10 protein-coding genes and 4 pseudogenes are annotated in these 10542 nt (G+C 67.9%); 8 read left to right on the top strand and 6 right to left on the bottom strand.

The window, feature by feature from the left end; all coding sequences use genetic code 11:
- Positions 1–298: 298 nt before the first annotated feature.
- Positions 299–1285 carry an alpha/beta fold hydrolase gene (locus tag ACH47Z_RS43665; protein WP_399085060.1) on the bottom strand — a complete coding sequence of 329 codons (987 nt, stop codon included), beginning with the start codon at positions 1283–1285 and terminating at the stop codon, positions 299–301.
- A gap of 143 nt (positions 1286–1428) precedes the next feature.
- On the opposite strand from ACH47Z_RS43665, the gene ACH47Z_RS43660 reads away from it, so the two are divergent.
- Positions 1429–2034, top strand: a complete 606-nt coding sequence (locus ACH47Z_RS43660) for a helix-turn-helix domain-containing protein (protein WP_399085057.1) — start codon at positions 1429–1431, stop codon at positions 2032–2034.
- 45 nt (positions 2035–2079) lie between these two features.
- Here ACH47Z_RS43660 and ACH47Z_RS43655 read toward each other — a convergent pair.
- Positions 2080–2406, bottom strand: a pseudogene (locus ACH47Z_RS43655) (Tn3 family transposase); the annotation flags it as partial.
- A gap of 53 nt (positions 2407–2459) precedes the next feature.
- Between ACH47Z_RS43655 and ACH47Z_RS43650 the strand changes: the two are divergent.
- Positions 2460–2729: pseudogene (locus ACH47Z_RS43650) on the top strand (IS5 family transposase); the annotation flags it as partial.
- Here ACH47Z_RS43650 and ACH47Z_RS43645 read toward each other — a convergent pair.
- Positions 2712–2828 (bottom strand): annotated as a pseudogene (locus tag ACH47Z_RS43645) (IS5/IS1182 family transposase); the annotation flags it as partial. The pseudogenes ACH47Z_RS43650 and ACH47Z_RS43645 overlap by 18 nt on opposite strands.
- A 290-nt stretch (positions 2829–3118) precedes the next feature.
- Between ACH47Z_RS43645 and ACH47Z_RS43640 the strand changes: the two are divergent.
- The 4 genes and pseudogenes from ACH47Z_RS43640 to ACH47Z_RS43625 all read left to right on the top strand — a co-directional run bounded on the left by ACH47Z_RS43640 (position 3119) and on the right by ACH47Z_RS43625 (position 6664).
- The gene (locus ACH47Z_RS43640; RefSeq protein ID WP_399085054.1) at positions 3119–3601 is read left to right on the top strand and encodes a DUF6082 family protein; all 483 of its coding nucleotides are present in this window, start codon (positions 3119–3121) and stop codon (positions 3599–3601) included.
- A 578-nt stretch (positions 3602–4179) separates the two neighbouring features.
- Positions 4180–4725 (top strand): winged helix-turn-helix domain-containing protein, encoded by a 546-nt coding sequence (locus ACH47Z_RS43635; RefSeq protein WP_399085051.1) that lies wholly within the window; start codon positions 4180–4182, stop codon positions 4723–4725.
- The gene (locus ACH47Z_RS43630) at positions 4650–5285 is read left to right on the top strand and encodes a transposase (protein WP_399085048.1); all 636 of its coding nucleotides are present in this window, start codon (positions 4650–4652) and stop codon (positions 5283–5285) included. The genes ACH47Z_RS43635 and ACH47Z_RS43630 overlap by 76 nt, the downstream gene beginning before the upstream one ends.
- 12 nt (positions 5286–5297) lie before the next feature.
- A pseudogene (locus ACH47Z_RS43625) lies at positions 5298–6664 on the top strand (NF041680 family putative transposase).
- Between the two features lie 20 nt (positions 6665–6684).
- Here the strand turns inward: ACH47Z_RS43625 and ACH47Z_RS43620 are convergent.
- Together ACH47Z_RS43620 and ACH47Z_RS43615 are read right to left on the bottom strand one after the other, a co-directional pair.
- Positions 6685–7905 (bottom strand): IS110 family transposase, encoded by a 1221-nt coding sequence (locus tag ACH47Z_RS43620; RefSeq protein ID WP_399085045.1) that lies wholly within the window; start codon positions 7903–7905, stop codon positions 6685–6687.
- Between the two features lie 241 nt (positions 7906–8146).
- Positions 8147–8944 carry an alpha/beta fold hydrolase gene (locus tag ACH47Z_RS43615; RefSeq protein ID WP_399085042.1) on the bottom strand — a complete coding sequence of 266 codons (798 nt, stop codon included), beginning with the start codon at positions 8942–8944 and terminating at the stop codon, positions 8147–8149.
- Between the two features lie 36 nt (positions 8945–8980).
- Between ACH47Z_RS43615 and ACH47Z_RS43610 the strand changes: the two genes are divergently transcribed.
- Positions 8981–9601: a TetR/AcrR family transcriptional regulator gene (locus ACH47Z_RS43610; protein ID WP_399085039.1), complete on the top strand. Its 621-nt coding sequence runs from the start codon at positions 8981–8983 to the stop codon at positions 9599–9601.
- 328 nt (positions 9602–9929) lie between these two features.
- Positions 9930–10184 carry a hypothetical protein gene (locus ACH47Z_RS43605; protein WP_399085036.1) on the top strand — a complete coding sequence of 85 codons (255 nt, stop codon included), beginning with the start codon at positions 9930–9932 and terminating at the stop codon, positions 10182–10184.
- Here ACH47Z_RS43605 and ACH47Z_RS43600 read toward each other — a convergent pair.
- The gene (locus ACH47Z_RS43600; protein ID WP_399085033.1) at positions 10168–10470 is read right to left on the bottom strand and encodes a hypothetical protein; all 303 of its coding nucleotides are present in this window, start codon (positions 10468–10470) and stop codon (positions 10168–10170) included. The genes ACH47Z_RS43605 and ACH47Z_RS43600 overlap by 17 nt on opposite strands.
- Positions 10471–10542: the final 72 nt, after the last annotated feature.

Here is a 10542-nt window from a genome sequence, read left to right as displayed (position 1 = left end):
CCGCCCCGACGCATGAGGAGCATCCACCGCCCGCGACCAGCAGCCCTTCCCCAACCTCAACCACGAAACGGACAAGAGCTCACGTTCCGCACTCTCAGAACTGTCTCGCACAACATGCTGGTTCTGAGAGGGGTTCTGCGAACGGCCACCTGCGGATTCGTGAGCAGCACCGATGTGTTCGCAGAACTCTCGCAACTGGTCATTTGTGAGAATCACGCAGCACCCGGCCGTAGCCGCTGCGCTCGGGTACGCGGGCCGAACTGTTCCGTGTACAGAAGCCCCGGCCGCGCCTGGCGGTTCAACCCGTGAGGGTGTTGAGCCAGCCGGTCAGCAGACGGTTGATCTCCTCGGGGCGTTCCTGCTGGATCCAGTGGCCGCAGCCCTCTACGAGGTGGGAGGCGGTCAGGCCGGGGAGGGTGGTGGGGAAGGCGTCGATAGCGTCGGACATCCAGGTGGTGGAGGCATCCAGGGCGCCGCCGATGAACAGGGACGGCTGCTTGATCGGGGCTCCGCGGTGGGGGGCGAGGTCCTCCCAGTCGCGGTCCATGTTGCGGTAGCGGTTGAGGGCGCCGGTCAGACCCGTGCGCTCGAACTCTCCGGCGTATACGTCGAGGTCGTCCTCGGCCAGCCAGGCCGGGAGGATGCCGGCGGGAAAACGGTCACGCAGCTGGCCGCCGTGGGCGACGAAGTGCGGGTCGGGCTCGCCCTGGGCGGGCATGGTGTCGGCGGACAGGGCGGCGTAGAAGCCCGCGAGCCAGCCCCGCACGTCAGGCTCGATCTCCGTCTCGGCGCGGCCGGGCTCCTGGAAGTAGGAGACGTAGAACTCCTGCTCGGGGCCGCCGATCTGGCCGAAGATGTCGGTGGGGCGGGGGCCGCCGGGTGGCGCGTACGGGACGCTCAGCAGGGCGACGCCCCGGAAGACCTCGGGGTGGAGCAGGGCGGAGGTGGCGGCGATGTTGGAGCCCCAGTCGTGGCCGACGACCACCGCGTTCTCCTCGCCGAGGGCGTGCACGATGGCGACGTTGTCCTCCACCAGGTCCAGCATCCGGTAGGCATCGGTCTCCGCAGGCTTGGAGGAGCGGCCGTAGCCGCGCACGTCGAGCGCCACCGCCCGGTAGCCGGCCGCGGCGAGGGCCGGGAGCTGGCGGCGCCAGGAGTACCAGGACTCGGGGAAGCCGTGCACGAGCAGGACCAGCGGGCCGGTGCCCTGCTCGACCAGGTGCAGGCGCCCGGCAGGGGCCTCGACGGTGCGGTGGCGGAGTGCGGCGGACGGCTCGGGCTGCATGGGGTCTTCTCTCGGTTCGCGGGTGGACGCAGGTACGCATCGATCATGCGGCGCAGCGACCGTCCACCGCGATTACCCTTGCCAATCTGGCAAACTTGCAGGACAGGATGGTGGAGCGGCACGTCCAGAAGGGGGCAGAGCGGGTGACAGGCGATGACGTGGCCGACACGCTGGCGGCCATGGGCCCCCGGCTGCGGGCCGCACGCGAACACCGCGGCTCCACGCTCACCGGCGTCAGCTGCGCGACCGGCATCTCCCCGAGCACGCTGTCGCGGATCGAGACCAGCCGACGCAAGCCCACCCTGGAAGTGGTGCTGCAGTTGGCGAAGGAGTACGGCGTCTCCCTGGACGAGCTGGCCGGCACCGCTCCCGCCGCCGAGCCCCGCACCTCCGCGCTCCAGCGTTTCGGCGACGACAAGGCGGTGCTGCCGCTGACCCGGTACGTCGGGGGCCTGCACGCCCACAAACACGTCCTACCCGCCGTCCAGGAGCCGCCCGCGCGGCCCCGGCAGGTCTCCCACGACGGCTGGGAATGGCTGTGCGTCCTGTGCGGGCGGCTGTGGCTCGCACTCGGCGACCGGGACCTCGTCCTGAGTGCCGGGGACGTCGCCGAGTTCGACACCCGCAATCCCAATGGGGTCGCGAACGCCGGCCCCGGCGGCCCGGTCGAGTACCTGATCATGTTCGGGCCGCAGGGAGAGCGCCTGCGACCGCGCACCCCGCCCGCCCCCGGCCCCAGGGCCCGGTAGCAAGCAGCGAACGAACGGCCTGACGTCCCGGATACGCCCAGGATGTCAGGCCTCTTCCTCGTCGTCCTCAGCGGCGTCGGGGTCGCGGAAGGGGCGCAGGCCCTGGCCGGGGCCGCTGGCCTTGATGTTGAACAGGTAGCGGCCCAGGAAGTTGATGTGCCGGTCCTTGAGCGGGGAGAGCCGGGCGACGTCCTCGTCCTTGACGGCGTGGCCGTCGGCGCGGAGCCGGGCAACAGCAGCGTCCAAGTAGCGGGTGTTCCAGAGCACGACGGCATTGAGAACGAGACCCAGACTGGCCAACTGATCCTCCTGGCCCTCGCGGTACGCCTGTCGGATCTGGCCCCGGCCGCCGTGGCAGATCGCGCGGGCTAGGGTCTGTCCGGCGGATCATGTGACTTCTCGCGCTGCGGCGCGTTGGCATGTTCATGGGGCGGGGAGATCTCACGAACGAGGAATGGGCCCAGTTGGAGCCGCGTCTACCCAAGTCCGGGCAGCGCGGTCGGCGTTGGGCCAGTCACCGCAGGATCATCAACGGGATCCTTTACCGGAACCGGACTGGGGTGCCGTGGCGGGATCTGCCTGCGCGGTTCGGCAAGTGGAAGACCGTGTATGGGAGGCACAGGCGCTGGTCGGCGAACGGCACGTGGGACAAGATCTTCGCGGCAGTTCTGGCCGACGCGGATACCCTTGCGCGTCCCGAGCCGCCCACGGTGCTCGCGCAGTAGCTTTGCGAGATGCTCGGCGGTTGCCCTGCGGACATCGAGCACGGCGGTGTAGGTGATACTGGACGGCACGTGAAGCCTCTCGACCGGAACGTGTTCTTCGCAGACCTGTTCCTACCAGGGGCTTCACGCACATCTGATGTCAGGTCACCACCCCCGCCCGTCCGGCGGGTCGACACGCACCGCAAGCGTCATGTTGCCGACAAGACCTCAGTGGCCGCTTGCCCACTGACGATGCCAAGGACGGCAGCTGCACGTAGGCTGCCCCCTGGCTTGGCCTGTCAGTGGGGCAGGCTCGCCTGGGGGTGATTTGCCTGATGGTTCGTCATCGATCCGCAACTGCAGTATCGGTGGTTCGCCGGGTGGGCAGAGTTCTGGCGCTGGTCGCCGCCGCGGCGGCTGTGCTGGCGGCGCTGTTGTTGTCGCCTTTCGTGCTGGAGGAGATCTCCCACTCTAAAGGTGTGGACTGGAACAGGCTGAGCCAGATCGGCGCTGCCTACGGCTTCACCTCGGCGATCGTCTCGGCGCTCGCGTTGTCCGGCGTTGCTGGTTCGCTGATTGTTCAGAACCGGCAGGCCAGGGCAGAGCAGGTCCAGGGGATTCGCAGCTACTACCTTGAGCTAGTCCGCCTGGAACTTGACGACATGGCGCTTTACCAGCCCGTTTGGGGTGACACGGACATCACCGATCCTCATGAGCGGAAGCGGCATGTCTACGCCGATCTCATGATGAACTATGCGTGGATGGGCTTCGAAATCGGGACCATTCGCGAACCTCTGCTGCGAGACATGCTGACCGGGATGTTCACCGGAGAGGCTGGGCGGCACTACTGGAGCAGGGCCTGAACTTCATGGATCGCCAGTTCGTCCGGAAGCCGTATCGGTCGTCGCTTCCTGGCCATCGTGGGCGAGGAGCACGCTCGCGCTGTCACTGCCGGACCGCCAACGCGCTCGGCCGTTGCCGCCAGTCCACCTGGCGTGCCAGTCACCGGAGCGGCGCCCGCATGGCGGACATCGGTCGGAGCCCTGGTCGGCCTGGGCGCCGGCCTGGCGCTCGGATCGCTTCTGCGCAGCCGACGCTAGGGCTGTCGGGCGCGGGTTGGCGATCACGGTGTGACCGGTTCCTACCACGGGCTTCATCTCTATCTGACTCTGGGCACCAGCGACTGAAGAGCTCGCCGTCACGCTCCGCAGTCGCTACCTTGCCGAGAAGACCTCACTGTCTACGCCCACGTCCGGCTCCGCCTCCAGCGCCAAGCCATCGACACTCTCGGCGACGCGCTCCGAGTGCCCGAGGGCCCCGACGACCCGCCAAGTGCAGAACCGGTCCGCTGACGTTGCCGTCAGCGTTGCCGTCACTCAGGTTGAACTCGCGGAGTCCGGTGGCCCGTGACGGTTCTTGATCGTTGCGGTACGACGTCGTCATGCGGTACGCGCATGGGGGCGGGCTCACGCCCAAAGAGCAGGAAAGGCGGGAGCGGGTGCGCCTTGAGGCCGCCGAGCGGTCCGCTCGCGGCGAGAAGACCGAGGCCGTCGCGCGGGAGCTTCGGGTGACGTCGCGGCCGGTGCGACGTTGGCGGCGGGAGTGGGAGCAGGGCGGTGCGGACGCCCTGCGCTCGAAGGGGCCGGCCTCTGTGGAACGGCTGAGCCCCAGGCAATGGGAGCGGCTGGAGCGGGAGTTGAAGCGGGGCCCGCTCGTGCACGGCTGGGACGACGAGTTCCAGGGGTGGACGCTGAAGCGGGTCAAGCTGCTGATCGGGCGGATGTTCCACGTCGGGTACACGATCCAGGGCGTGTGGAAGCTGTTGCGGCGGCACGGCTGGTCCGCACAGGTGCCACGGCGACGGGCGATCGAACGCGACGACGAGGCGATCGAGGTGTGGAAGGCCGAGGTGTGGCCGCAGGTAAAAGGACCGCGGCGGACCTGGGCGCCCACATCTGCTTCGAGGACGAGGCAGGCCAGGGGCTGAGGCCGCCGAAGGGACACACCTGGGCACCGCGCGGATCCCGGCCGGTGGTGCGGGTACGCGGCCGCAACCAGGGACGGGTCAACATCGCCGACGTGGTCTGCTACCGCGCCGGATGCCGCTCCCGGTTCTTCTTCAAGCTGCACATCCGGCACGGGCGCCGGGGCGAGCCGAAGGCGTTCTCCTGGCGCCAGTACCGCGACCTGATCGTCATGACCCACATCCAGCTCGGCACCCCGCTGGTGTGGTGCTGGGACAACCTGAACGTGCACCTGGTCCAGGAACTGGCCGACTTCGCCGAGGAGCACCAGGACTGGTTACAGATCTTCCAGATGCCCTCCTACGCACCAGAGCTGAACCCGGCCGAGGGGATCCGGTCGCTCCTCAAGCGGCACCTGGCCGACTTCACCGCCGCCGACCTCACGCACCTCACCCGCGTGATCAAGCGGAAGCTGAAGAAGATTCAGTACCGGCCCCACCTGGTCGACGGCTGTCTGCCACCCACCGGACTGACCATGGACGACGACGCGATCAGACCGCCAGACTCCACGAGTTCAACCTGAGTATTCGACTGCCTGACCGCGCGCGGGGACGAACTGTTCGAACTCGTCGACGCGTTGCTCTGCGCGGACGGGCCGGTGACCTCGCCGGTGGATCTGACGCTGGTGGCCGAGCACCGGCGCGGGCACGGCGCGATGTATGAGGCGTTGAATCGCGGGAAGGTCGATGTGCCCCGGCTGCGGCAGGTGCTGGCCGGTCTGCCCATGCCGCATGCCGCCGACGGGCGCCTGGTCCTCGCGGTCGACATCAGCCACTGGCTCCGCCCGGACGCGCCGACCAGCGCAGACCGTCTGTTCTGCCACGTCTACGGCCGCAACGGCCGCTCCTCGGACCAGATGATCCCCGGCTGGCCGTACTCCTTCGTCGCCGCCCTGGAAACGGGCCGGACCTCCTGGTGCCAGCTCCTGGACGCCGTCCGTCTCGACCCCGAGGACGACGTCGCCGAGGTCACCGCCGCCCAGGTCCGCCGCGTGGTCGAGGACCTCATCGACATGGGCCGCTGGCACATCGGCGACCGCGACATCCTCATCGTCTTCGATGCCGGATACGACGCCCCGCGGATGGCCCACCTCCTAGCCGGCCTGCCGGTGGAGGTCCTCGGCCGGATGCGCTCGGACCGGGTCATGCGCAAGCCCGTCCCGGTGCCGTGGATCTCCCCGCCCCAGGGCGGGCGGCCCCCGAAGCACGGCAAGGAGTTCCGCTTCGCCAAGCCGGACACCTGGGGCGAGCCGGACACGGCAACCGCCCAGGTCACCGATCGGTACGGCACTGCCCGCGCGATGGCCTGGGACCGCATCCACCCCGCCTCACCACCCGCTCGGCCTGGATCGACCACACTGGCGAACTCCCCATCATCGAAGGCACGTTGATCCGCCTCCAGGTCGACCATCTACCCGGTGGCGGGGACCCACTGCCGGTCTGGCTGTGGTCCTCCAAGACCGGCATGACAGCCGCGGACGTCGACCTGCGCTGGCAGGCGTTCCTCCGCAGATTCGATCTTGAACACACGTTTCGCATGATCAAGCAGACACTCGACTGGACCCGCCCCAAGCTCCGCACTCCCGAGGCCGGCGACCGCTGGACGTGGCTGATCATCGCCGCCCACACCCAACTGCGACTTCTCCGCCAGGCCGCCGCTGACTTGCGACGACCCTGGGAGAAGCCAGCCGCGCCCGGCCGACTCACTCCCGCTCGGGTCCGCCGAGGGTTCCGGAACCTCCGCCCTCGCCTCGTCTGCCCCGCCCGTGCACCCAAACCCTCACGGCCCGGCCCCGGACGGCCACTCGGCTCGAAGAACCGGCGGCCCGCCACCCGCTACAACGTGGGCAAGACCCTCAAACGTCCGGAGACCACCGCCGAACGCGACGGGCTCGGACCATAAAAGACTTCCCAATCAGGAAGTCAAGCAGCCATCGTGACTGGAGGTGCAACGTGATAACACGCTCCGTCGCGGATCATGGCCCACAGAACATTGGCTCTGCGGCGGGCGAGCAAGAGCACGGCCTGCTTGTGCCCCTTACCCTCGGCTCGTTTGCGTTCGTAGTACGCCCGCGACGCGGGACACGACCGCAGGCTGGCCATGGAGGAGAGGTAGAACGCCCGCAGGAGGCCGCGGTGATAGCGGCGGGGGCGGCGCATGTTGCCGCTGACTCGGCCGGAGTCGCGCGGCACCGGGGACAGGCCGGCGAACGCCGCCAGCCGGTCAGCGGTGCCGAAGGCTTCCATGTCTCCGCCGGTGGCGGCGATGAACGTGGCTCCGAGCATGGCGCCCATGCCGGGCAGGCTGCGGATCACCTCGGCATGCGGGTGCTGGTGAAACCGGGCCTCGATGAGAGCGTCGAGCTCGGCGATTTCCTCTTCGAGGGCCATCACTCCCTTCGCGAGGCGGGCCACCATCGAGGCAGCCAGCTGCTCGCCGGGCAGTGCGGTGTGCTGGGCCTGAGCCGCCTCGACGGCGGCCTGGGCGATAGAGGCGGCGCCTCTGACCTTTCGGTTCTTCAGCCAGGTCTCTATGCGCCTGGCCCCGCTTCGGCGGATGGCGGCCGGCGTTTGGTAGCCGGTCAGCAGCAGGATCGGCCCCTTGTTTGTCAGGCTGAGCGAACGCTCCAAGGCCGGGAAGATCTCCAGGAGTTGTTCGCGGAGCCGGTTGATCTGACGGGTGCGGTCGTTGACCAGGTCGGTGCGGCGCCTGACCAAAATCCTGAGGTCGACGGCTATCTCGTCGCCGGGCCGGAGAACGCCGAGGTCCTTGCGCATGCGGGCCTGGTCGGCGATGACGAAGGCGTCCTTGGCATCCGTTTTGCCCTGGCCCCGGTAGGCAGCCGAAGCCTGATGAACAGCGAGCCCGGTGAGGTAAACCATCGGCTGGTCGTGGCTGAGGAGCAGACCGATGAGCAGGGCGGCACCACCGTGGTTGATGTCCACCGCCCACAGCGCATCCTCGGAGAGAGCGAGTACGTCACCGATCAGCTCCAGCAGGGCACTCTCGTCGTTCAGGACTCGCCGCGACAGCAGGCGTTCGCCCTGCGCGTCGATCACCACACAGTGGTGATGTTCCTTGCCGATGTCCATCCCGGCCCAGATCTGGGGCACGGTCACCTCCGCCAGCTCGTCGTCACACATCGATCCCGCAGACGACCTCGCCGACGTTGTCCTACACAGCAATCGAGTCGCATATCCCAATCAGCGGTCGAGTCGTCGCGGGGCTCCGGACGGCCAAGTCTTTTGAGCCATCGGACGGCGACAAGCTCACAGCCATACCCGGAACCCCTGGGCCCGACGATCTTACGAATGACCGTCTCAGGCCCACGCTTGGAAGGTAGGACAAGCTCAATGGAGAGCGGTGCGTTGGCATGGGTGCCCATCAGATGGCGGCGAGGGTGTTGAGCAGGTGGCCAAGCCCTGCCGGCGCCTGAATGTGGGCCAGGTGGCCCTGACCGTGGAGTTCGTGGACTCGGGCGTGAGCGACGTGCCGCCGCACGTTGTCGAACGACGTTCCGTAGGGGGCTGTTCCGCGGTTGCACTGGCCGATGATCAGGTCGACTTGATCTGCCTGTCGCGCCATCACATCCGGAGGTGGTGTCGCGTTGAGCGCGCCGAGCTCGGTGTACAGCGGTCCGCTCAAGCGACGCAAGATCGCCCAACCGTCATGATCGGCCCGCAGATCCTCGACATGCGCCGCGGAGAAGCCGGAGATCTGCCGATTGACGATCTCGACGCAGCGATCCCAATCCACCGTCTCCTCTGCCACCTTCAGGTCCGGCAGTGCATGACGTCCGAATGGCCGCATCACCGGCTCATAGGCGATCACCTGGTGAATCGGGCGCTCGTTGGCGGCCAGCAAGGTGATCAAGCCGCCGTAACTCCAGCCGAAGAGAGCCCTCGTGCTGTCGAACTCGTCAAGGACCACACAGAGGTCCTCAACCTCTGTCCGCAGTGAGTAGGAATTGGTCAACGGCCCCGAGGGGGCGCGGCCCCGACGGTTCACGACGACCACTGAGGGCCAGGCCGCGATGGCCCCCGCAACATGGCGCCACGTGTACGCATCGCTCATCACGCCCGGGACGACGACGAGGCCCGGGGCATCCGGCTCCCCGTACACATCAACCGTGACCCAGCTGTCCCCGCCGACCAACAGCTTCTTCTGAATCGTTCGCTCCATAAATCTATTATGGAGCGAACGATCTACAATGCAAGCGTGACCGAACGCAACCGTGGACGCCCCCGAGCCTTCGACCGCGACCGCGCGGTCCTCGAAGCCGCTCGCCTCTTCTGGCGACGCGGCTACTCCGGCACCTCGACCCGGACCCTGACCGCAGCCCTGGGGCTTTCCACCTCCAGCCTCTACGCCGCCTTCGGCAGCAAGGCCGGACTGTTCGAGGAAGCGGTACGGGCCTATGCCGAGCGATACCGCGAGATCTACCAACAGGCCGTTGCCGCGAAGGACATCCAGACCGTCATCGAACGCATCCTCACCGACTCGGTCCACGAGTTCACCCAGCCAAGCGACACGCACCCCGGATGTCTCATCAGCAGCGCCGTGATGACCGACAGCACGAGCACGCTCGACACCAGCGCCTACATCGCCGAACTGCACAGCTCGAACGAGCAGGCCCTCCTCGCACGCATCGAACGAGCGATCCAGGACCGGGAACTAACCGCAGGCACCAACGCGGCAGCCCTGACCGGGCTCATCCAATCCGTCTGGCACGGATTGTCAGTGCGGTCCAACGTCGACACGGCTCGCGAGGACCTGCTCGCGACGGCACAACTTGCTCACCAGCTGATCTGCCAACAACTCACGTCACCAACGTCATGACCCGCAACACCTAGACACCAGCGCGAGGCCCGGACCAAGCGGTCCGGGCCGACTTACGGAAAGCCGGTGCACCCAGCAGGCCGACCTCTGTCCAGTCTGTGATCATCCGCGGACTGGCCTTGTCGACGCCGAGCGCCAAGGCATCGGCAACCAGGTCCTCGGCTGTTCCGGGTTGCCACTCTTCGATCTCAGTTGTCACGGCGTGGAACTTACACCGGGTTTCGGACGTAGCGGATGGTTTCCAAGCTGCTTCCCCCGCGAGCGTGGTCTGGGCGCTACGGACCCAAGTGTGAAGCCGCAGAACAGAGTTAGATCGGAGGTCCGGCCGGTGTCCATCACCGAGTTCCGTACCCGCGCAGCTGGCGCCGCGACGCCGGTAGGCAGCGGGATTGCTATTGGCGGGTCGGCGGTCGCCGGGGCTCTCTGGTACGTGACCGTGTTCCTCGCCCTGTGCGGAGTGATCGCATCAGCGATGCCTCAGCAATCGCAGCACCGACGCGATGTGTGGCGTGACTGGCTCAGCTACCGAGAGCGCCGCTACCTGATCCGCCAGAAGCACACCGACGCTACGCCCCCGCGTTGATCCCCGGCTCACGGGCGCCGCCCATGCCCCTGTTCCCGCAGTGGTGGACGGTCAGGGCTCCCCGGGTTCCGCAGCGCACACAGGCGCCTCCGTCCTGGTCGAAGACGGTGGCCTTCACCACGTCGGTGGGCCCGGTTCGCCGTCGTGTCTTCACAGCGCTGGTCTCCTGCCTGCCCCGGGCGCCGGGCCGCGCGGTCACGGCCCTGGTGGGCGCGCCCCGGGGCATGGCCGGGTCGTCGGCGGCGTGGTCCACGAAGTCGGTCACGAAGTCCCGCAGGGCCGTCATGTCGCTGATGAACCCACCGTACAGCGGGGCGGCGACCCCGCGGAGCCTGCGAGGGCGCTCGTCAACGCGGCG

It is taken from the genome of Streptomyces sp. NPDC020192, assembly GCF_044388685.1.
Taxonomy (GTDB): domain Bacteria; phylum Actinomycetota; class Actinomycetes; order Streptomycetales; family Streptomycetaceae; genus Streptomyces.
This window is presented reverse-complemented; position numbering and strand designations above follow the sequence as displayed.

Excerpts from the sequence above, each read along its gene's own strand:
- ACH47Z_RS43615 (WP_399085042.1), bottom strand. The coding sequence starts at position 8,944 with ATGGAGCGAACGATTCAGAAGAAGCTGTTGGTCGGCGGGGACAGCTGG.
- ACH47Z_RS43665 (WP_399085060.1), bottom strand. The coding sequence starts at position 1,285 with ATGCAGCCCGAGCCGTCCGCCGCACTCCGCCACCGCACCGTCGAGGCC.
- ACH47Z_RS43620 (WP_399085045.1), bottom strand. The coding sequence starts at position 7,905 with ATGTGTGACGACGAGCTGGCGGAGGTGACCGTGCCCCAGATCTGGGCC.
- ACH47Z_RS43600 (WP_399085033.1), bottom strand. The coding sequence starts at position 10,470 with ATGACGGCCCTGCGGGACTTCGTGACCGACTTCGTGGACCACGCCGCC.
- ACH47Z_RS43635 (WP_399085051.1), top strand. The coding sequence starts at position 4,180 with ATGCGGTACGCGCATGGGGGCGGGCTCACGCCCAAAGAGCAGGAAAGG.